Consider the following 23,069-nt stretch of genomic DNA (forward strand, 5'->3'; position numbering starts at 1 on the left):
GGTTGACGTCGGTCGCGGTCGATCAGGTCGTGAGCCGGTGGAAGACATCCTCGAGGCTCCGCGTTTCCAGCGTCATCTCCAGGATCACCCAGTTCTCTTTCACCGCGAGATGATAGAACGGTTCGCGGACGTCGAAATTCGTTGCCGTCTCGATGCGCAGACGCGACGTGCCGCTTGGACTCGGGATCGGCCGCACCTCCGCGACTCCCGTCAGGCCCTTCGCCTTGCTGACCGCATCGGCGGCTGTCGTACGTACCGTGGCGAGCAGAACGCCGCGGCCCTGCGCTTCGGCTTGCAGACTTTCCGGGGTGTCGTCCGCCACGACTTTGCCCTGATTGATAATGATAATCCGCGAACAGGTCGCCTGCACTTCGGACAGAATGTGCGTCGAGAGAATCACGGTCTTCTCGCGGCCCAGCTCCTTGATCAGCATGCGAATCTCCGCGATCTGATTCGGATCGAGACCCGCGGTCGGCTCATCCATCACCAGAATCTGCGGATCATGGATGATCGCCTGCGCCAGACCGACGCGCTGCCGATAGCCCTTCGAAAGCTGACCAACATCTTTACCCAGAACTTGCCCGAGTCCGCAGCGGTCAATCACTTCCTTGATCCGCTTCGAGCGTCGATCGAGCGGGATGCGCCGCAATTCGGAGACATACTTGAGGTAGTCAACGACGTTCATGTCCTGATAGACCGGAGCCATCTCGGGGAGGTAGCCGATCTTCTTGCGCACCTCCAGAGATTGCTCCTCGACATCCAGGCCATCCACCGTGATCTGGCCCTTCGTCGGAGGCATGTAACACGTGATCATGCGCATCGTCGTAGTCTTCCCCGCCCCGTTGGGACCGAGAAAGCCGAGAATCTGTCCGCTGGGGATCGACACGGTAATGTCGTCCACCGCCTGAGCGCCGCCGTACGATTTGCTAACCTGATTCAGTTGAATCATAGACAATTGTCCACAGTGGATTTGTCAACTTGCTGGGGATTACACCAATCGACACACTATACGCAATGCGGGGCCGTCAGGTTCCCGCGCACTGCACAGCCAATTCGCGGATACCGACCAAGCGGATTAGCCGCGTAAATCAATCTAAATTAAATAATTACGTCGTTTCACGGAGATCTGGCGGCGGAGCGGAGCTGGATGGGAGGAGAGGCGTGAGAGGCAGAGGTCAAAGCTGAGTAAAATCGAAACGGATTTCCGCTTCCGGGTCACCCTCCCCAAACTGCAGGTCCATGGTGTGAGCCGGATAGTCCGGATGCTTCAGCGTTACCCGGTGCGAACCCAGCGAACGGAAGATAATCTGCGCGGACGGCGTTCGCACGACGAAGCTGTCGTCCACATAAACATCTGCCCAAGGCTTGACCGATGCGACGCGAATGCGCGCCACGAAGTCGTATAGGTTCAGGTCAAGCGAAGTTGTGTCCCCGGCCGAGACCTGAACGGTTCGGGCGATCGGCAGTCCGATTTCCGAATTCAAGAACACAAAATTGTAGCTGCCCGCGGCGAGGCTCAGTGGCCGCGGCAGCGGAGTTGTGCCCAAAAGTGAGTCTGACAGGAACACCTTGGCCCAGGGCCGCGTCGAGATCGCGACGATTGCCGGACCGGTGGGAACCGCGGGGGACTGCCCATCCGGCAACGGCTTTTCAGGCGCGTTAACGTCCGGCGGCGTCGGAGGTCCCGTCCTCACGCGTGTCGTCTCGGTGACCGAAGGCGAGACGCTGTCCGCAACCGCAATCCGCGGTGGATCCGGCGATTGCCGCAACGAATCCGTGATTGTCGTTGGATCACCTGCGGCTGGCCGTTCGCGGACGCTCAGGTGTCTCACCGTCTGAACCGTCACCCCGATCGCCACCACACCGACCAGGGCCATCAACCCCGTGTGCAACAACCGGTGACTTCGCATCGTGCGAATCGCCGGTCCGGGGGCCGCGCGCTGAATGCTGGCTCCCGATAGGAAATCCGCGATCAGGGCGTTCGGCAACGGACCATTCGGCAGTGTGCGCAATAGCAACTGCTTCGCCTCGAGCGCGGTCTGCGGCCGCTTGTCCGCCGATCGTTCGAGTAGCCGTCGCAGCGCCGGTTCGACATGCTCCGGTATCCACTCCCGCAAGTCGTCGAGCTTCGGCGGACTGTACTTGAGCGCATTCTGGTAGGCTTCCGGAAGCGTCGCGCCCTTAATCAACCGCTCACCCGTCAGCATCTCAAAGAGCATCAGACCGACCGCGAAGAGATCCGTGGCGGCCGTGAGTTCCGCTCCGCTTGCCTGTTCCGGAGCCATGTACGAGGGCGTCCCAATCACCATACCTTCCATGGTCACGGAAGGCTGGTCGCGCAGACTCGCCATGCCGAAATCGGTGATCTTCACCTCGCCGCGATTCGACACCAGGACGTTGTCCGGCTTCAAATCGCGGTGAATGATGCCGGCCGCGTGCGCCGTCGTCAACCCTTCGAGCACGGCGAGCGTAATCGTCAGCGCAATGTCCGTCGGCAGCGGAGCACGGTCCTTGAGCAGTTTGCCCAGCGACATCCCCTCGACGAACTCCAGCACCAACGCCACATCATCGCCGTCCACACGCAAATCAAAAATCTGCACCACGTTCGGATGCGAAATGCGCGCGATGGCCCGCGCTTCCCGATCCAGCCGCGCGCGTAAATCACTGTCGCGAGCAAATTGCGGATGGATCGACTTGACCAGCACCTTACGGTCCAGGCCGGTGTCGTATCCTTCCGATACGGTGGAGATCGAGCTGCGCGAAATCTCGCGCGTTATCGTAAGGCGGCTGCCCGGTTCCGGCATGGCCCGAACGGTAAAGTCGATGAAATACTTCAGCGCTTGAAGTCGAATCGAAAGCAGCATGGAGTCGCCGGACTCCCGGGCGGGCAGTGCTAAGGGGTAAGATCAGGAGGGAAGCGGCAGGTCATGCCGTGAGCAGCGAGCGAACGGAAAGCAACCTAAGCGGCCTTCCACTCCGCAAGTTTGTAGTGCAGCCAGCGCAACGAAACGCCCAGCGACTCCGCGGTCCGGGTCTTGTTGCCCTTCATCTCTTCCAGCGTCTTGAGCACGAGATCCTTCTCGTAGTCCTTCAGCGAACGCGTCGCCTGCTGCGGCTTCGAGACGCGTGGAATGATCAGTTCATTCGGCGAGATGTCGCGATCCTCGGCCAGCACAATCGCGCGCTCAATGGCGTTTTCCAATTCGCGCACGTTCCCCGGCCAATGGTACTGCTCGAGAATCCGCATCGCATCCGGCGTGATCTTCTTCAGCCGGTCGCCCGTCTTGGCCGCGTGCTTGGTCAGAAAATGCTGAACCAGCAGCGGAATATCGCCGCCGCGATCGCGCAGCGACGGCATCATGACCGAGATCACGTTCAGCCGGTAAAACAAGTCCTCGCGGAACGTCCCCCGTTCAACCTCTTTTGTGAGACCGCGATTCGTCGCCGAGACGATCCGTACGTCAACCTTGCGCGCATCCGTATCGCCCACCCGGCGGAACTCGCCGTCCTGCAAGACGCGCAACAACTTGGCCTGAATCGAGAGCGGGATGTCGGCTACTTCGTCAAGGAAGAACGTGCCGCCGTTCGCGATTTCCAGCAAGCCCTTCTTATCCGCGATCGCGCCCGTGAAGGCGCCGCGCTTATGCCCGAACAGCTCGCTCTCCAGCAGGGTCTCGGAGAGATTCCCGCAGAACTGCGCGATGAACGGCTTGTCCCGCCGCGGCCCGTTGTAGTGCAGCGCGCGCGCCACCAGTTCCTTGCCCGTGCCCGACTCGCCCTCCAGCAGCACGGAAATGTCCGACTGAATGATCTTCGCCAGCAGCTCGAAAACCTGCTGCATCCGCGACGACGTACCGATGATCTCCTTGAACTGATACGTGCGCTGAACTTCCGTCCGCAACTGGTAGTTCTCGTCTCGCAGCGATTCCATGAGCCGCGCATTCTCAATCGCGATCGCCGCCAGATTCGAAAACGCCTTGAGAAACGCCAGCGATTCCTCGGTAAAACCGGTGCGCCGCGCCTTGCTGTCGAGATAGATCGCGCCCAACTGCTTGCCGCGCAAGATGAACGGCACCGCCATCACCGCGTGAATCTGCTTGAAGATCACCGACTCCGCTCCCGCAAACCGCGGATCGGTCAGCGCATCGACGGTGAGCACGCCCTGTTGCGTCTCCAACACGCCCTGCACAATCGAGCGACTGATATCCGAGATCGAGAGCGCCGACTCCGGAGCAATATTCCGCGCCGTGCGCACTTTCAGCTCGTTCGAGTCTTCCTCGATCAACACCAAAAAGCCGCGCTCGCCCTCGACCGTCTGCAACGCGATGTCCATCACCCGGTCGAGCAGGCGATCAATGTCCGTGATCGAGTTCAGCACCTGCGCGATTTCGTAGAGCGCCTGCAACTGCTCGCGGGGCAGTTGCGCGCCGGAAGAGTGCGGCGAATTCGCCGCGAGGTAGGTAGGTTCTACCATGCTCGTGTTTCCCGTCGTCAGGTTGACCCGCCCGCGGACTGCGCCGGGCTTAACGCCCCGCGCAATCTGTTGCTGAGAATATACGATCTGCGCCGCCGCGTGCGTCCGTTGAAAATCCAATCACCCCAGCGGCACCGAAGCTCGGCTCGCGCCGGAACCAGTATCACAAAATCCCCGGGAGCGGACGTCACGCGGTTGCCCCGACCGTCCGTCACCGTCAAATCCCACGTGTAGAATCCGCCGCCGAAGTTGTTTTCCGGTAAACTGTCCGTGACAATGACGAACGTGTCGGAAGGCGCCAGGCCCGCCGTATCCCACGCCGCAACGAACGCGTCCTTCAACACCGATACCGAAAACGAATGCTCACCGGTCGGAGAATTGTTCCAGTAGATCCAACTCAGTCGCGGATAGTTCGTAAACGCGGTGTCCTGACTGAACGGGAAAACAATCACGGGCCAATCGAGCACGGGTTGCACAAACGAAATCGACCGCGATGCCGTCGAGTCCTGAGCGTCCGAGACCTGCACGCGCAGCGGCTTACCCACGAGCAGATCAATGCGCTCGTCCGGGAAGTCCGACTGAGTCTTGCGCACGATGAACCACTGACGCGCCGGATCGTAGGCCATGTGTCCAAGCTCCTCCCACGTGCCCGGCTCCATCTCAATCGAGGCAATCACCGCGTTCAAGTCGATGTTCTGATCGACGTCCGTGATCCGCGCCAATATCTCAACGGCGCAAAAGTCACTGAACAGGCTGTGTCGGCAGTCCGTGATCATGAACAGGGTGTCGATCGACGGCGCGTGATTCACCGGGGGCGGCTCCTGATAATAGGGCGAAGCCGGGTCCACAGTGTTATCCCGAACCGGCTGCCACTCACACCCGACAAGACTCGCCACGAGCCCGGCCAATAGCAAGAGCAGGGAGCTCCGCTTCATCGATGTCCTCTGTCCATGCACGGAATATAAGAAATGTTTGCGCAGAGTGCAAGCGCCGGTTATGCACTGTACGCACGAATTCGATTTCGATCGCGCAAAAAAAGGCTGCTCCGATGAGCAACCTCTCAAAAAAAGCGCCACAAAAATAAAGCCAAGTTATCTGTTAACAGCTACTTAACAAGATATATCCGCTGTGCAGATGCCGAAAGCGAACTTGTCGCCATCCGAACGAAGTACGTGCCTGATCCGAGACCGGAGGCATCCCACCTTAACTCGTGATTCCCTGCAATCAGCCGTCCCATCGAGCTTGAATGTACCTCGCGACCCAGAACATCCAGAATCTGCACATGAACCACTGATTCCCGGGCCAGGGTAAACGGGACTGTCGTCGAAAGGTTGAACGGGTTCGGATAGGCGGCCCCGACCGTCAAGTCCGTCGGGAGCAGTAACGGAGCGGGTCCCTCGCTCGCGAACGTGCCTTCGTAGGGATACCGGCCAATGTCGGGAGCGCTGTCGTCAGGGTCGCGCCCGTAAAGCGTGTCCGCGGCATCGATACACGGCGATCCCGGCAACAATGAGTAGTATAACCGGACGTCGGCTTCGCTGCTCCACAAGCCCCACACCCCCTCCCGACTCCAAAGCGGATCCGCGTCAATGTTGTGCCCGCCGTCGATCAGATTCGGAGAGTCGGTTTCCACGTCGATGACATCTTCGCCCGGCCCACCAGGAATGCCGTTCGGCCCCGCTGACCCGGAATTCGACCAACGAGTATTGTAATCATAGGTCAGCAGCCCACCCACCAAGGATACAAAGAAATGGTCGCCACGGTCCAGGACCACGCTGCTGCTGTTGACCGCCACGTCGGCCGAAACCGAGGCCACCACACCCGCCGAATACAGGTAGCTCTCCGGATCGTCATTGGCGACGTCGATATTGCAGTGCAACACGCGCAGCGAACCTGTATTCGCGTTAAACACACCCTTGGGTGCGCCATCGACGCTGCGGACGCATACATTGCAGTGATCCATGATCGCCAACCCCGACCCAAACCCGCCCGCGTCCCCGAAATAGGCGCCCACGCACGTGTGCGGCGCATGCACCGTAAACGTATTGTCCGAGAGGCACAGATTCGATGACCCATCGACATAAAACGCCGTGGTGAATGACTGCGGCGGGCGAGGCCCCTCCACGTCTTCAACAAGTGCCGTTACGATGTTGTCGCAGAACTTGTTTCCGTCATGATTGTCGCAAGCATCAGCGATATCATTATAGAGACGGTCAAGCTTCACGGTCCGCGAGAAGATCCCCCATGTCGCGAACTTGTTATTCTTCAACCACGCGCGTCCGCCGGTCAGCTCCACGCAAGAGCGCATCGCCACGAAGTCACACTGGCTGATCTCGATCATCGAATTCAGCCCCATCACCAGGTGAACCGGCACCGCCATCGACGGGTCGAGCAACACGTACTGCAGCGTCCGGACATCCGAGCCCGCCGCCACGAACGAAAATCCACTCCACGGCACCGTCGGCCGGATAATGATCGGAGCCAAATGGGACCCGAGCGCCACAAACGAACCCTCTATGATAAAAGGTTCGACAACTTGTACTGTGATCACCACGCCTGGCTCGATTGTCAACGAGGCTCCCGCAACCACCGTTGCCGGACCCTCAATGATGATGCTCGTCCCTGATGTCCACGTGCCACTAACCGGTCCGCTGACGCGGAGATCGCCGCACCAGGCCGCATTCGCGACCAGCAAGAGAATGGCAAGAATTGTGACCATTCCGCGACGGTTCATGGTATTTGGTTGATACTCCGCACAGTTCACCAAAACCCAACTACTTCAGCAGTTTATAATATACCGATGTAGTCCACGATTGTCAAGAATATGAAACCCACCTGCAAAAAAACTCTAACTTCCCGCCTTGCCCCGCAGTTGTCTAATCAATTCAATCACTTCGGCGTGGTCGGGAAACCTGTGCTCGTGCAGTTTGCTGAAAATAAGCTGGTCGTCAACCTTGATCTCGAATGCGCCTCCTCCCGACGGAATCAACAACGGGCTGGCAAAGCCCTGCCGCTTGAGGTACTCAGCCAAACTGGCTGCCTTGGGCTCGTAGTTTCAAACTACACAAAACTCGATGGAAATTCGCATCGATAACCTCGTTTCATTCCGCAGTGAAGGCGCCGCACTAATCACGCCAGTTCCTCGCCTCAAACTCCACCTACGACCATCCGGGCGGGGCGTTCGTCGATGGCCCGCGTCAGCCCCAAGACGACCTCGTCGCTGTTCAACCAGCGAAATTCGCCGGCCACCGCTATTCGGCCGAGATAGACCTCCGTAATCTCGATCTTCGGCTGCAATTCGCGCCGGAGCGCCGCCGCGTAAATTTGCAAGGCGGCTTTGCTGGCGGCATAGGCCACTCCGGTCGTCTCCGGATGTAATGCGTCCGCCGAGGAAATCACAATGGCCTGACCGCCGCCCGATCGCTTGAACATCTCGTTGGCCAGCTGAAAGCAGTTCACAAAACCAAAGAAGTTTGTCCCCATCACACGCACAAGCTCCGATTCGGTCAGCGTGCTGGCGGACTCGCCGGAGACGACGCCGACATTATAGATCAGGCGATCCAGCCGCGGCGACCACCGGGCCAGCCGCTTAAACGCTTCCGTCACCGAAGCCGAATCCGTCACATCCGCCATATAACTCTCACATGGCGTGCCCAGCGAGTTCAACCGGGAGCGAAATTCCACCAGCCGCGGCTCGTTCCGCGCCAACAACGCAACCTGCTCGCCGCGACGACCCAACTCCCGCGCGAACTCAACCAGATCAGGCGATGCCCCCGCGATCAACGTGGTCGGCCGTGCGCTCATTATCACAGATTCCAACCAAATCCGATGCGCGTTTCGAAGCGATCTGCGGCCCGCGACTTCGTGAAAGTTGCGCCTTCCCCGTACAGCCACAAGTTTTCCAGTGCTTCAAAGCTCGCCCGCACGCCAAGTCTCGTGGTCCGCTCAAACCGTCCTGCCAAAAACGGCGCGTCAGCCTTCGCGTCCCCGGCCGACGGCAGGTAGATATCCCCGCCGACATTCTCCGTCTCCGTGTTCGCGCCGTGATTCTGCCGCGAGGCGTGCAAAGTCAGGTAGAACGGATAGAACGAGCCCGTCAGCTCCGCCGTCATGAATTCACTGTTCGGCTCCAGCGTGTACCCCAGTGGTGAATACCAATGCGTGTACGTGTTCGTCGCGAAGAAGTGCGAATAGACAAATGGACGGATGTGCGTGTACTCCAGCTTGAGGTCAAAGTGATTCCAAACCTCGCGCGGCACGATCGTTTGCGTCCCGATCGTGTACGCCGATTTGTTCGTCACCGCAGAGTTCATGAGTTCACCGACAATGATGTCATCGAAGAGCGCTTCGCCGTAGAGCTTCAGCCCCGCCACCGGCCGCCACGTGCCGTCGAAGCTCATCAGGAAATTGTCCTTGTCGTCGTTCGAGTGCTGCACACTGTAAAGGAAGTTCAGCGGCGTCAGATAACCGAGCTGCACGCCGCGGTCGCCGTAGATCACGCTCTGACTAAAGGCCACGATCAGATTCCCGCGCGGCCTGATCTCCAGCCGCTGCGCGCTCAAGTACTTCTCACGATTCAGATAGCGCGCGCGACCGTCCGACGCGTAATACAACGTATCGCCCGGCAGCGACGATTGCAGAAAGCCGTGCAGAAACGTGTAATAGACCGCCGCCGAACTCCGCGGCCCTTCCGATTCAAACGCGCCGTCGAATCGCAGATAGTCAAACGGCGGATTCTTCGAGTTCAGGAACAGGCTGCCGAACTGCCCCGGTCCCCACTGAAATCGTCCGCGTCCCGCCGCCAGTGACAGATCTTTCCCGTACCATTGCACAAACGACTCAGAGGTATTGTAGCTGGTCGAGGCGTTGTGCTTGAGGTCCACCGATCCCCACTCGTCTTCATAGAGCTGCGACCGCGTATCATACGGCCCGTTTCCCGATTCCGTATGATCGCGGAAGTCCATCATGTACCGCAGCTTCCCCGCATACCCGCCTTCGACTCGAAGCCCACCCGTAAATCGCGAAATCTGTCCGCGATCGTCATCCGTCGAAATCAGTTCGTAGCCGTAAACGGGGTTGATGGCGAAGCCCAGCTTTCCGCCAACGGATGTGCGATAAAGGTGAAATCCATCGCGATACACCCATGACAGCGACGCGGTGCGATGAATCGTCGCCCCGCACCACCTCGACATCTGGCTCGTAAGCACAGTATCAATTGGTACGGATAGGTTCTCGGTTGAGCGTGACTCGCGGTCGAATCTGCGAGCTTCTCGTCCTGCGCGGGAGGGACTCCACGTGCTTCCACGCGCGAGCGATGGGGATCGCCAGCGGCGTCGGATCTGTAGCCACGGCCGCGATGAAGAAATCATCGGCATCGATCCCAAAGTCTCTCTACGAGAGACCAATTGGAGAATGCGCTCGTCAACTCGTGGAAACAGGATACCGTTCAACACGCCCGGGTCGGGAAGTGTGTCGTACACGAAGGTGTCATCAATCGCTACCAGCACCTCGTGTGTGCGCCCGCCGCGCACGTGCCGTTTGGTCGAATCCTCCGGGATCGGCTGACCGCTGGCCAGCGAACTGAGTAACAAGGCAAGCAGCAGCACCACCACCCCCCGGCCCCAAAATTGCACATTTCGACTGAACCACGAACCCATTTTAGACTATGCGCCTCTGTTCAACTGAAGACCTCAGACCCGGGATGAAGATCGCCCGCGATATCTGCGATGAGCAGCTCGAACTCATCGCCGCGGCCGGACTCGTGCTCGATATGAAAGCCATTTCCCGGCTGGTCATTCTGGAAGTTCAGGATGTGTATGTCGATGAAGCGGGAACCGAAGATATCGTACCCGCCGAAATGGTAAGTGATCTGACCCGGCGCAAAACCCACAAACTGCTCAAACGCACCTTCGACGACCTGCTGAACATCGCCGACTTGGCCGACCTTGCGGGGCAGGACGTCATGACCGTGTTGCAGTATGACGACCGCTATTCCAACGCCGTCAAACTGCAGAGCTTCCGCGAAGTCATCCACACCACCATCGACGACCTGCTCAAGCTTAACGTCAATACGTTCGAGACGCCGCTCGTCCGCAACTACCTGAATCGCAGCTATGAGCACGCGCTGAATGTCTCGATTCTGGCGATCATGCTGGGCCGCGCATTCCACTTCTCGCCCGATGAACTGATCGTGCTCGGCACCGCATCCATGCTGCATGACCTCGGCAAACACGTCTTTCCCGCGTTAATCAACCGGCCATTGCGCGACCTGAATCCTGAAGAACACAGGCAACTGCATCTGCATCCCGACGCCGGTGCGCTGATCGTCTCCAAGACCGCGCAAAACGCCACGCTCGAACTCGCCGCCATCCGCCAGCACCACGAGCAACCCGATGGCCGCGGCTATCCCGGCAAACTCACCTCGTCCAACGATGCGCCGCTCAAAGCCCGCGTCGTGTGGCCGTCCGAGATCTTCCGGATGGCCGAGATTCTCGCCGTCGCCAATGCCTACGACAATCTCATCAATGGCGATCTGCAGGTCCCGCCCATGTCCCCGGCAAAGGCGTGCGAATGCCTCGTGCGCGGCGCCGGATCACTCTACAATCGGGCGGTCGTCTCCAAAGCATGCGAGCTGATCAACATCTACCCCGCCGGCTCCATCATCGAAGTCACCGTCGGCGACGCACACTTCGCCCCGGGCTGCCGGGGTGTCGTCCGGCGCAGCGCCGGCACCAACTTCCGCAAACCCGAAGTGCTGATGATCTGGGATCCGCGCGGCGCTCGCCAGACCCCGCGAATTCTTGACCTGAACCGCCATCCCGGAGTCCAGATTTCGCTGGTTTAACCCCGAACCGCCCCCCAATCCCGGATTCCCGCAGAAGATAGAGATTCCCGCCCCCAATCGCAAGCCCGCGACCGCGTCGCCCAACGCAAAACGGGCAGGCCCCGCGACCTACCCGTCGAACCACAAACATGCCGCCGGTTCGCCGGCGGATTCGCGTCTGCTTTAGTCGCCCTTGGATTCCTGCTTCACGGCCGGGGCAGCCTTAATCAGCGCCAGCTCCGCCTTGTAGCGGTCCAACGCCGACATCTTGGTCAGCTGCGTGTGGCAGGCGTCGCTGCAACAGTAAAGTGCCACGCCGTTCTCAAGGATGACGGGGGTCTTCGTCTCCACCGTGAACTTCTTGCCACAGGCACACGTGGCCATCTTCGTGCCTTCCTTGTCTTCCACTTCCTTGGCATTCGCCCACAGGTCCGGGACTTTCAGATCCCACGCCTTCTTCCACGTGGCCATCATCGCCGTAGACTCTTCTTTCGTTGCCTTCGACGCGTGGTCGTGGCACTCCGGCGAACAGCAGTACATGTCGGTGCCCTCGGCGGACAACGACGGCGACTTATCGCTCACCGGGAACTCCTTCGTGCAACCACACAGGCCGGTGCGCTCGCCGGTCGTCGTCATCTTGAACACGTTGTTGCCAGGCTTCACCGTGGTCAAGTCGCCGGCGAACACCAGACTACAGACGCACGCCGTTACCAAAACACCGATTAAATAGCTCCGCATCCTCTTTGCCTCCTTCTGTTCCAAAGTGGATTCCTCGTTCTCGGCCCGACGGGCCGAACCCTGTCACTTCGAGCCATGGCGCATGAACCCGCGGGGTGTTCCTACCTCGGCCCATGCTATACATTGCTGTATAATACTCATTATTACCGGGAAATTCAAGAACTCACGAATAATATTGTCCGCCTCGCAATACAGAGAAGGACCAACATCTAAAGTTATTAATTATATGTGTTTATGTCTTAGCGCGTAGTGCGTCAGGAGCAGCCGATGGTCGGATCCATGCATCCACCCCGGTCACCCAACTGCGTCTCCAATTGCCGTCTCATGGTCTCTCGGATGAAGCCGAACCAAAGGTCCGAACAGCGCCGCGGTCCAATACCAAACAAGCCGCTCCGCGGGCAATCGCTTCCGCCTCCGTCCGCACGAGGAGGTACGAAACTAATGCTTTCTGGCCGCTATACGCGCACATCACGCCATAGGGGACCTCGCCGTCTTTGATATCCTGAAGCAACGGCCGACGATAGACACTGTCTCCCTTGTAGCCGGGGTCCATGACCGCGATCACGAGCTTATCTTCCGCTGGCGACGGTATCGCCCGCAGCAGTTCACGCCGAAAGCGGTCATTCCGCGTCTGCGAACGCACGATGTCGCGTGACTTGTCGTACACCGCCGCAAGATCAAACGCGAACCAGACTGCGAGGCCGGCTGCGATGAAGACAAACCTCGATCGATGATCCCAGCCACACAATAGCGGTTTCAAGCAAAGTGCTACCGCGATCGAACCGAGAGCGAGCGACCTCACTAAGTCGGCCTCGGTCAGATGAGGCATGAAGAACACGGGTCCCTGCGCCCGCGATGGCAACTGCAACGGGCAGTACGCGCGGCCAGCGCACCGGCCGGTCGGAGACTGACGCCGCGGCGCCCGGGGTGCTCAGACTGTTCATTCCTGTTTGTCACCTCGCGGAGGTACCTTGACTAACCCGTCCACGCTTACCCAGAAATCCGGGTCGGGTCGCCCATCCGAAATCGAATCGAGAGAACTTACAACATAGAAGTCCGCACGAAAACCGGGCTCTCCATAGCGGTAACGCAATCCCACGTCGCACGTGCCCGGCAGGTGCTGCCAGAATGGTTGATCGTACTCCGAGTAGCCGGGTGGTGCGTCCTCCGCGGCGAAGATCACCGTTCGATCCGGTGGCCGCGGCATCAACTGCTGTACCTGGTCCATGAACCTGCTCGCACGTTCGTGCATTCGCACAATGGCCACGGCTTTCTCCGCCATCGCCGCCTGTGACAGACCCAGCCAAACCCCGAACAGGCCAATGAGCAGCGCCCGACGTCGCTTCGATGCGTCAGACCACAGGGCGTTCGCTGCGATCGCCAACAGCAGTATGCCCAACGAAAGCGAACGAGTCAGATTCCGCTCATTGACATGTGCGAACAGCAAGGACGGACCCTGAACCGCGATGAACAGTATTGTGAGGATCGCGATCTGTCTGCCGCGACCCGCCAGGTACGCGCGCCAGATTCCGCATCCGGCGAGCAGCGCGATTAACAAGGTCAGCGAGACGGCGAGGCCGAGGATCCAGCCGCCTTCAACAAATACGCGAATCGTGGAAACCGGACACGCTAAGGCCCCGAACATCAGGGCGACATTTCGCGGGATGTTCAACCCCAGCGAAAACCGGTAATCGACGTGTGAAGAGTCCGCGATGAACGGTAGCTCCTGCAGCACGAAGCGAATCAACAGGTAGAGGATCACGGCGACGGCGGCGGAAACCGCCGCCGTCAAATGCCCGCGAGTGACTTGACGCAGTGGTCCCCGGCGAGTTCCAACGATCACGAAGGCGGCCGGTATGAGCGGTACGACGACTCCGGCTTCCTTCCCGAGGCAGGCCATCGCTGTGATCGCGGCTACACCTATCCAGTAGGGGCAAAGTCGCAACTTGCATCCGTCAAACCGTGCGCTCAGGTGGACCGCCATCACCACCGCCAGCGAGCAGAGGACGTCCCCCATCAGATCCGGCTCGCCGCCTAACACCTGACTCTGATGCAGGAGCAAGTCAGCTCCCGTCAGGGAGGCAGCTGTCGCACTGAACCCGAATGACTCCGCGCAGCGCGCCATCGCAAACCCAAGCACGACAACCGCGATCAACTTGGACAACTGAACCCAAACCAGCGACTCGCCTGAGACCAATACGAATGGCAGCACATGAAACGGCCGCCAGAACATCCCGAGCGGAGCCACAAATACCCGCCACAGCCCCTCGATGAAGCCGACGCCCGCCGATTGGGTTCGCACCAATTCGATCATCCCCCAATCGTCGTAGCTGGGCGGAATCCACAGGCAGCGAACATACTGCAAGCAGTAGAGCGCCGCCGCGATCCACAAGTAGCCATACGCCAGTCTCGGCTTCAGATTCATGGGAGCAAAAAAATAAGCCCTTGACTTTTGATAGTCAAGGGCTCATTCAAACAAAACCCGCCGACGTCCTACTCTCCCAGGCAGTTGCCCGCCAAGTACCATCGGCGATGCAGGGCTTAACTTCTCTGTTCGGAATGGGAAGAGGTGTGACCCCTGCTCTATGGTCAGCGGAAACCCACGGCGTGGGGTCTCTGCCGCGAAGATCCTACCCAAGGGGCAGGACCGTCCGGCATGCCCACGCGACAAACATTGCGGCTTGGCGATTCCACCTGGCCCGATTACAGGTCCATGTCCGGAAGTCGAACAGCAAGCCGCGACTCACTGCGTGAGGGCATGGCCACCGCAGCCCGCCCCAAGGGACGGCGCTGTGCCACTCTGCCCGCACACAAAACCACGACAATCGGAAGTGACGACGAATCGTCAGACAATAAGGGCTCGTCAGGGAGATACCTGATCGAACTTAGATGAATCAAAAACAGCTAAAGCTGCATGGGACGACTTGATCGACGGTTTATGCGAAAAGAAAAAATAAACCGGTCAAGCCGAACGACCGATTAGTACCACTCGACTGAACGCCTCTCGGCGCTTGCATCTGTGGCCTATCAACCTTGTCATCTTCAAGGGGTCTTCAGGGTCTTCTCATCTTGGGGTCGGTTTCGCACTTAGATGCTTTCAGCGCTTATCCGTTCCGAACATAGCTACCCAGCGGTGCCATTGGCATGACAACTGGTACGCCAGAGGTTCGTCCATACCGGTCCTCTCGTACTAAGTACAGCTCCCCTCAAAAGACCTACGCCCACGGCGGATAGGGACCGAACTGTCTCACGACGTTCTGAACCCAGCTCGCGTGCCACTTTAATTGGCGAACAGCCAAACCCTTGGGACCTTCTCCAGCCCCAGGATGTGACGAGCCGACATCGAGGTGCCAAACCGCCGCGTCGATGTGAACTCTTGGCGGCGATAAGCCTGTTATCCCCGGGGTACCTTTTATCCGATTAGCGACGGCGATTCCATACTCCACCGCCGGATCACTTAGCCCTGGTTTCCCACCTGCTCGGCTCGTTTGCCTCGCAGTCAAGCTCCCTTATGCCTATGCACTCTTCGCACGATTACCGACCGTGCTGAGGGAACCTTTGGGCGCCTCCGTTATCTTTTGGGAGGCGACCGCCCCAGTCAAACTCCCCGCCTGACAGTGTTCCCGCCTTACGGCTGGGTTAGACATTCAACAGCAGAAGGGTGGTATTTCAACGTTGGCTCCACCGACGCTGGCGCGCCGGCTTCAAAGCCTCCCACCTATCCTACACATCCGAAGCTAAACATCAGTGTCAGGGTAGAGTAAAGGTCCACGGGGTCTTTCCGTCCTGCCGCGGGTACCCAGTATCTTCACTGAGATTGCAATTTCGTCGAGTCCATGACCGAGACAGCGCCCAGATCGTTACACCATTCGTGCAGGTCGGAACTTACCCGACAAGGAATTTCGCTACCTTAGGACCGTTATAGTTACGGCCGCCGTTTACTGGGGCTTCGGTTCATTGCCTCGGGTTGCCCCTAACAAATCCCCTTAACCTTCCAGCACCGGGCAGGTGTCAGACCCTATACGTCGTCTTGCGACTTAGCAGAGTCCTGTGTTTTTGGTAAACAGTCGCCTGGGCCTCTTTACTGCGGCCTGCTTGCGCAGGCACTCCTTCTTCCGAAGTTACGGAGTTAGTTGGCCGAGTTCCTTGGCCATGGTTCTCTCGAGCACCTTAGGATATTCTCCTCATCTACCTGAGTTGGTTTGCGGTACGGTCGCCTCAATCCTCCTTAGAGGTTTTTCCTGGCAGCATGATTAGGGAGAGTTTGTGGACTAAGTCCTCCTATTCGGCTTTCGGCCTTGACCACGCGGATTTGCCTACGCGACCAGCCTACGACCTTAAACCGGCATCCAGCAGCCGGCTCTCCTTTCACTCCTGCGTCACCCCATCGTACAAACGGACTTTCGGCGGCACGGGAATTTTAACCCGTTTCCCATCACCTTCGCCTATCGGCTACGGCTTAGGGGCCGGCTAACCCTGAGAAGATTAACTTTACTCAGGAAACCTCAGATTTACGGTGAACGGGTTTCTCACCCGTTTTAACACTACTCATTCTGGCATAATCACTTCCATAACCTCCACGGCAACTCGCGTGGCCGCTTCAATGGCGATGGAATGCTCCCCTACCGACTCTTTCGAGTCCCGCAAATTCGGCGGTTGCTTTGAGTCCCGCGGATTTTCAGCGCAGATCGGCTTGACCAGTGAGCTATTACGCACTCTTTAAATGGTGGCTGCCTCTAAGCCAACATCCTGGTTGTCTATGTTGATCCACCTCTTTTTCCCACTTAAGCAACACTTGGGGGCCTTATTTGGCGGTCTGGGTTCTCCCCCTTTCGTCCACGCAACTTATCTCACGTGGGCTGACTGCCTGGATACCAGTGTCCGGTATTCGGAGTTTAGTAGGGGACGGTACCGTTGTGACGGCCCTAACCCTTCTAGTGCTCTACCTCCGGCACTTAACCCCAGACGTCATACCTCGATATGTTTCGGGGAGTACGAGCTATCTCCGAGTTTGATTGGCCTTTCACCCCTACGCACAAGTCATCCAATCAGTTTTCAACCTGAATTAGTTCGGCCCTCCATTGGATGTTACTCCAACTTCAGCCTGCTCATGCGTAGATCACCCGGCTTCGCGTCTGCCGCCACTGACTCTGCGCCCTATTCAGACTCGCTTTCGCTACGGCTCCGGTTCTGAGAACCTTAACCTTGCCAGTGACGAGCAACTCGCCAGACCATTATGCAAAAGGTACGCGGTCACTCCTTGCGGAGCTCCCACAGCTTGTAAGCGTCAGGTTTCAGGTACTATTTCACTCCCCTCCCGGGGTGCTTTTCACCTTTCCCTCACGGTACTGGTTCACTATCGGTCACAGATGAGTATTTAGCCTTGGATGATGGTCCACCCAACTTCAAGCAGGATTTCACGTGTCCCGCCCTACTCGGGATTGAGACAGAAGAGTTTTGAATTTTGCCTACGGGGGTATCACCCGCTGTGCCCGGCCTTTCCAGACCCTTCGGCTATTCGCAACTTTGGTAACTTCTTCGGATGTTTTGAGCCATCCATGTCGATCCCATGACCCCCACGCCGCAACGCCTCAAAGCTTTCTCACGACGCAGGTTTAGGCTGTTCCGCTTTCGCTCGCCGCTACTGACGGAATCTCGGTTGATTTCTCTTCCAGGAGGTACTTAGATGTTTCAGTTCCCTCCGTTTGCTCTCCTTGCGGAGTGACGAGGCATGACCCTCGCCGGGTTTCCCCATTCGGACATCGCCGGATCTACGCTTGTTTGCAGCTCTCCGACGCTTATCGCAGCTTACCACGTCCTTCATCGCCTATCTGTGCCAAGGCATCCACCTAACGCCCTTAGTAGCTTGACCGAAAATCTTTCCGCTTAAACCGGTAGAACGATCAAATCGTCCCAAGCAGCTCTCAGCTATTTTCTAGTCACCCACGAACATTGATCAGAAAAACCGTGTCTGAAAAACTCCAAACACGACTTTCTTACAAGTCGTTAGATTGATTTGTCTCTCGAGATTTAATTGCCCGTACATTCGTTAGCTGGGTAGCTAACGAAGTACACTTCCGATTGTCAAAGATCACATGCCGGTTGTGCCCCGGCACTCACATCCCGCCATTTAAGAGACGGGAGGAGGTACGAAAAAAAATCGAAATGCAGAAAAACGAAAATCGAAAAATCCCGCGCCCCCAAACCCAACGGGCAGGGAACAACAACGCTCCAACCATCGTGGAGCGTATCGGGATCGAACCGATGACCTCCGGCTTGCAAAGCCGGCGCTCTCCCAGCTGAGCTAACGCCCCAATCTCAACACCGGGCGTTCGCATCGTGGCCGACAGGCGGACGATGCAATCGGCCCCTACGATGAGGGGTGCCGGTTGATTTCCGTGGGCCTGACAAGACTTGAACTTGTGACCTCACGGTTATCAGCCGTGCGCTCTAACCAACTGAGCTACAGGCCCAAAAAAATGCGGTTCGCGGCGCTTCCAATCCGGGCACACGCGTACGTGCGCCGCGGCGGAGTCGTCGCGCGATTCCGCAAGGGAAATATAGAAGAAGGGAAATGTGCGGCCGATCTAAATGCGAACGTCTGTCGAAAGGCTTCGACCTCTTTGACCTCGCGGTCAAATACTCCTTAGAAAGGAGGTGATCCAGCCGCACCTTCCGATACGGCTACCTTGTTACGACTTCACCCCAGTCACCGGCCCGACCTTGAGACCCTGCCTCCTTACGGTTGGCTCAGGCCCTTTGGGTCTTTCCGGCTCCCATGGTGTGACGGGCGGTGTGTACAAGGCCCGGGAACGTATTCAACGCGACCTGCTGATCCGCGTTTACTAGCGATTCCAACTTCATGCACTCGAGTTGCAGAGTGCAATCTGAACTGAGACCGGTTTTTTGCGATTTGCTCCACCTCGCGGTCTTGCGACGCTCTGTACCGGCCATTGTAGCACGTGTGTAGCCCTGGACGTAAGGGCCATGAGGACTTGACGTCATCCCCACCTTCCTCCGACTTGACGTCGGCAGTCTCTTTAGAGTTCCCAGCTTAACCTGTTGGCAACTAAAGACAAGGGTTGCGCTCGTTGCAGGACTTAACCTAACATCTCACGACACGAGCTGACGACAGCCATGCAGCACCTATATGACGCTCCCCGAAGGGATACCCCGCTTTCACGAGTTTACATCACACTTCGAGCCCAGGTAAGGTTCTTCGCGTTGCATCGAATTAAACCACATGCTCCACCGCTTGTGCGGGCCCCCGTCAATTCCTTTGAGTTTCACCCTTGCGAGCGTACTCCCCAGGTGGGTCACTTAATGCGTTAGCGTCGATACCGAAGGGGTCGAATCCCCCGACATCTAGTGACCATCGTTTACGGTGCGGACTACCAGGGTATCTAATCCTGTTTGCTCCCCGCACTTTCGCGCCTCAGCGTCAATGTCCAGCCAGCAGATCGCCTTCGCCACCGGTGTTCTTCCTGATATCTACGCATTCCACCGCTACACCAGGAATTCCATCTGCCCCTCTGGCATTCAAGGGGGACAGTTTCGGAAGCAATTGATACGGTTAAGCCGCACGATTTCACTCCCGACACATCCCTCCGCCTACACGCCCTTTACACCCAGTAAATCCGGACAACGCTTGCACCCTCCGTATTACCGCGGCTGCTGGCACGGAGTTAGCCGGTGCTTACTTTGGAGGTACCGTCATTGCCACAGAATGGCTATTCGTCCCTCCCTACAGAAGTTTACAATGCAAAGCACCTTCATCCTTCACGCGGCGTTGCTGCGTCAGGCTTTCGCCCATTGCGCAATATTCCTCACTGCTGCCTCCCATAGGAGTCTGGGCCGTATCTCAGTCCCAGTGTGGCTGATCATCCTCTCAGACCAGCTACCCATCGTCGCCTTGGTGAGCCGTTACCTCGCCAACAAGCTAATGGGGCGCGACCTCATCCCGGAGCGATAAATCTTTCAAGCACGGCCCATGCGAGCCACGCTCAATATGCGGTATTAGCGGAAGTTTCCCTCCGTTGTTCCCCACTCCAGGGCAGATTAGTCACGTGTTACGCACCCGTTCGCCACTAACTATATTGCTATAGCCCGTTCGACTTGCATGTGTTAAGCACGCCGCCAGCGTTCGTCCTGAGCCAGGATCAAACTCTCCGTTGTAGTTTATACTTCAGAGATTATTGTCCAACTAATTGATTCAAGGACCTTCCGACAAGTGTTGTTCGCCTTCTCGTCGGACACGCACATTTCCTTCTTGTCAAAGAGCAAAAGCAGCCTTCATCGGCGACAAACCAAAAATCCTCGCCGCCGACGCGGCTACCGGCTGGTGACCCAGCCATTCCGTTTTAGGAAGCCTAATTTAGGCTTTTGCACGCAGACTGTCAAGCCCTTTTCCAACCGTTTCAACCCCCCGGCTAAACCTTCTTCACCAACTATTCATAGCATTGAAACACATTAACTCCATATTTTAAATAACTTACATGAACAACTCGCCCTGTCATCAAGAGAGGCATGGGTCAGAAACACTCAATCCTGAAGAGGCCACTTCAACCAATTACGTCTCCACTTCGCCCGAATCTCACTTCAACAACAGAAGCTTTTCCGTCCGCACGCCGAACTGGCTGGACAACTGTGCAAAGTACACCCCCGATGCGTATTCGATGAAATTCAGTGAAATCCGGTGAGTACCGGCCGGTAAAAGCTCGGTGGTCAAGGTTTCCAGTTCGCGGCCAGAAATATCAAACAATCGCAGGTCCACCGCTCCGGCGGACGGCAACGAATATTCGAGATTCGTCGTCGAGTTGAACGGATTAGGGTAGGCGGAAAGGCCGTAGGACGAAGGCGGCGAGACAAAGTGCCCGTCACTGCCCGAGCAGGTCTGCACGTCCAGCGACGTGATTTCCGTGGTGACCGTGTCCGTTCCGAGTACCCAGTGGAGGTAATACGGCCCGGCGTTGATCGGAAATCCCATCAGACAGTGGGTGTAGCCGAGGCTAACCAGCAGCGTGTCACCGGGCGGAATCGACTGGCCCAGATCTTCCCAATAGTCGAAGAACTGGCCGCCGTCATCCGGGACGATGTCGATGATCAACGTGTCCAGTGTCGCCGGCGCGTAACCGTGGTTCCACACACGAATCTGGATTGTCACCGAATCGACGCAGAAACAGATCCGTTCGTCGTAACCCGCAAGCGAATCCGCTCCCGGCAATGCAGTCGTCGGCAAATCCAGCCACGCTACGTACGCATCGCCGCCATTGCCAAACACATTGGCGTGCACGTGCTTGCCCGCGGCAATCAGAAACTCGCCGTCCGCGCTAAGATCCAGCGAGAAGCAGGAGCCGGGCAAATCGAGCTCAAAGTACGGCTCGGGAACCCAGCGGTTGAACACCACCGCTTCACCATTCTGCTCGCCCTGATCGCCCCACGATCCCACGACAAACCAATTCCCATCCTCCGAGACGTCCGCATCGATGGGCAAGTCTTGATAGCCGGTCCCCTGCCGGTATTGATAGGACCAGAGCGGCTGACCGGTCTGCAGATCATGAACGCGAATGTAGTTCCGATCATAGGTCTGGGCATACCAGCAGCTCACCCCGTAGGTCGTATCGGGCGAAATCAGGAGTTGACCGCAGAAGCGCATGTTCAAACCGGAACTCCAGCGCTGGACATAATGCTCCCCATCCCATTGGCGACAGCGCACGGCCTGGAATCCAGTCAGCAGCCAATTGCCGTCCGCCGACATCGCCAGACCGTCGGTGGACGCATCGATCTGCACGACATCGCGCGCCGTACTCGAATCGCGCCAGACCACATGAATAAAATTGTCCGCCGTGGCCGCGATCAAGGCGCCGTCAAAGCTCACGGACATGGCCCGCGCGGAAACGCCCTGTCCCGCTTCCACAAGATAAGCACACAGTGGATTGGAATCCTGTGCCGCTACGTCCCACGCGAAAATATACGGCGGCTGCTGATCGAGCTGACCGAAGAACAGCGCGAGCGTGCTGCCGTCATTCGAGAACTGCAAACAGCGCGTCCCGCCGACGTAGCCGTAGCCGAGGTTGTACTGCCACAACGGCTCCGGAAGGTCGTCGCGCATGAAATAGAGCGTGTTGAAGTTCGCGGCGTCTCGGTCAATCGCCGCCCAGTACGGACCATCGGGTTGCGAGGCAACTTCCCATTCCAACCCTTCCAGTGCTAACACCGGTGTCCCGTCGCCATCGACCAGATACTGCGCCGCCTCACGCGGAGCATTTTGTCCCGACCCGGTGTAACAGTAGAGCGAGTCCGTGATCGACGTCGAATTAAAGATCCCCGTCGCCAGATTCCGCGACCAGAATACCGAAGGGTCGTCAACCGTTACGCGGACCGGGCCGCGGGCGAACTCCCCGGCATAGGATTCGATGAACAGCCCCCGCTCAGTCGTCACGGCACGGGTGGCGGCGGCAAAGGTGGAGGTGGCGCAAAACAGGGTAAGCAATGCAAGTCGCAACGGCATGACAGGATGTCCTCGGACAGAATGGCGTAGCTTAAGAAATATACGGCGGTAGCGTGGGAATGTCAAGGCAGAAGGGACAAGGAACAGTGAATTGTCCGACTCCCCTCCGCTGCAGCGGGGGGGCGGGTGGGGAAGCCGGGAGGGATGAAGGATGAAAGCCCGATGGTGGGGCAGATTGCATCGCACGCGTGTACCGATAGATGAGAGATAATCGATGAAGCCGAATCGCCGCGCATCTGCGCGCGGCTGCGGAAGTCCGTCATCCTGACACAAGTCTTCGCAGCGGAAGGACCACCGAGAGTACATTCGCGGTGGCCTGACTTCGTAGGGTCGCACGGCAGTGCGACTTAGTCCGACCCTTTTCGCCGAAGCAGGTTAGCGCTCGATTCCCAAGTACCACGCGAACGAGTTCGCGCGCGGAACCCGTCCGGAAACCGTTGAAGTTGCGCGTCCTTGGCGGCACATGTCTGCATGTGCCCCATCGGGCGAAAAGCCCCGCGTTCGACGGGCCCTGTGCCGTCGTT

The 23,069-nt window shown here is 58.1% G+C and carries 13 protein-coding genes, 2 tRNA genes and 3 rRNA genes; 1 reads left to right on the top strand and 17 read right to left on the bottom strand.

All coding sequences use genetic code 11. From position 1 onward, the window contains the following. Window positions 1-22: 22 nt before the first annotated feature. The 8 genes from HZB60_06725 to HZB60_06760 all read right to left on the bottom strand — a co-directional run bounded on the left by HZB60_06725 (window position 23) and on the right by HZB60_06760 (window position 10,131). Window positions 23-949 (bottom strand): ATP-binding cassette domain-containing protein, encoded by a 927-nt coding sequence (locus HZB60_06725; protein MBI5059458.1) that lies wholly within the window; start codon window positions 947-949, stop codon window positions 23-25. 226 nt (window positions 950-1,175) lie between these two features. Continuing rightward, window positions 1,176-2,864: a serine/threonine protein kinase gene (locus tag HZB60_06730; protein MBI5059459.1), complete on the bottom strand. Its 1,689-nt coding sequence runs from the start codon at window positions 2,862-2,864 to the stop codon at window positions 1,176-1,178. Window positions 2,865-2,959: 95 nt separating this feature from the next. Continuing rightward, window positions 2,960-4,474, bottom strand: coding sequence for a sigma 54-interacting transcriptional regulator (locus tag HZB60_06735; GenBank protein MBI5059460.1), 1,515 nt, complete (start codon window positions 4,472-4,474; stop codon window positions 2,960-2,962). A gap of 17 nt (window positions 4,475-4,491) precedes the next feature. Further along, on the bottom strand, window positions 4,492-5,409 hold the full coding sequence (locus tag HZB60_06740) for a hypothetical protein (GenBank protein MBI5059461.1): 918 nt from the start codon (window positions 5,407-5,409) through the stop codon (window positions 4,492-4,494). 170 nt (window positions 5,410-5,579) lie between these two features. Beyond that, complete coding sequence (locus tag HZB60_06745; GenBank protein MBI5059462.1) at window positions 5,580-7,208, bottom strand: T9SS type A sorting domain-containing protein; 1,629 nt, start codon at window positions 7,206-7,208, stop codon at window positions 5,580-5,582. Window positions 7,209-7,322: 114 nt separating this feature from the next. Further along, entirely contained in the window at window positions 7,323-7,505 is a 183-nt protein-coding gene (locus HZB60_06750; protein ID MBI5059463.1) for a SelT/SelW/SelH family protein, read from the bottom strand. A gap of 116 nt (window positions 7,506-7,621) precedes the next feature. Further along, window positions 7,622-8,278 (bottom strand): SDR family NAD(P)-dependent oxidoreductase, encoded by a 657-nt coding sequence (locus HZB60_06755; GenBank protein MBI5059464.1) that lies wholly within the window; start codon window positions 8,276-8,278, stop codon window positions 7,622-7,624. Window positions 8,279-8,280: 2 nt separating this feature from the next. Beyond that, entirely contained in the window at window positions 8,281-10,131 is a 1,851-nt protein-coding gene (locus tag HZB60_06760) for a hypothetical protein (protein ID MBI5059465.1), read from the bottom strand. Between the two features lie 44 nt (window positions 10,132-10,175). On the opposite strand from HZB60_06760, the gene HZB60_06765 reads away from it, so the two are divergent. Beyond that, entirely contained in the window at window positions 10,176-11,318 is a 1,143-nt protein-coding gene (locus HZB60_06765; GenBank protein ID MBI5059466.1) for an HD domain-containing protein, read from the top strand. Between the two features lie 162 nt (window positions 11,319-11,480). On the opposite strand, the gene HZB60_06770 is transcribed toward HZB60_06765, so the two are convergent. The 9 genes from HZB60_06770 to HZB60_06810 form a co-directional block, all read right to left on the bottom strand. After that, window positions 11,481-12,035 carry a hypothetical protein gene (locus tag HZB60_06770; GenBank protein ID MBI5059467.1) on the bottom strand — a complete coding sequence of 185 codons (555 nt, stop codon included), beginning with the start codon at window positions 12,033-12,035 and terminating at the stop codon, window positions 11,481-11,483. A gap of 322 nt (window positions 12,036-12,357) precedes the next feature. Next, window positions 12,358-12,864 carry a hypothetical protein gene (locus HZB60_06775; GenBank protein MBI5059468.1) on the bottom strand — a complete coding sequence of 169 codons (507 nt, stop codon included), beginning with the start codon at window positions 12,862-12,864 and terminating at the stop codon, window positions 12,358-12,360. Window positions 12,865-12,975: 111 nt separating this feature from the next. After that, window positions 12,976-14,460 (bottom strand): hypothetical protein, encoded by a 1,485-nt coding sequence (locus HZB60_06780; protein ID MBI5059469.1) that lies wholly within the window; start codon window positions 14,458-14,460, stop codon window positions 12,976-12,978. A 55-nt stretch (window positions 14,461-14,515) separates the two neighbouring features. After that, a 5S ribosomal RNA gene (gene rrf, locus HZB60_06785) occupies window positions 14,516-14,632 on the bottom strand. A 362-nt stretch (window positions 14,633-14,994) separates the two neighbouring features. Then, a 23S ribosomal RNA gene (locus tag HZB60_06790) occupies window positions 14,995-17,910 on the bottom strand. Between the two features lie 366 nt (window positions 17,911-18,276). Further along, window positions 18,277-18,349: transfer RNA gene (locus tag HZB60_06795), tRNA-Ala, on the bottom strand. An 85-nt stretch (window positions 18,350-18,434) separates the two neighbouring features. Then, a tRNA-Ile gene (locus tag HZB60_06800) sits at window positions 18,435-18,508 on the bottom strand. A gap of 169 nt (window positions 18,509-18,677) precedes the next feature. Further along, window positions 18,678-20,207 (bottom strand): 16S ribosomal RNA (locus HZB60_06805). Together the 16S, 23S and 5S rRNA genes with 2 tRNA genes alongside form the textbook arrangement of a ribosomal RNA operon. A gap of 421 nt (window positions 20,208-20,628) precedes the next feature. Beyond that, window positions 20,629-22,545, bottom strand: coding sequence for a T9SS type A sorting domain-containing protein (locus HZB60_06810; GenBank protein ID MBI5059470.1), 1,917 nt, complete (start codon window positions 22,543-22,545; stop codon window positions 20,629-20,631). Window positions 22,546-23,069 lie beyond the last annotated feature (524 nt).

It is taken from the genome of candidate division KSB1 bacterium, assembly GCA_016214895.1.
In the GTDB taxonomy this organism is placed as follows: Bacteria; Electryoneota; RPQS01; order RPQS01; family RPQS01; genus JACRMR01.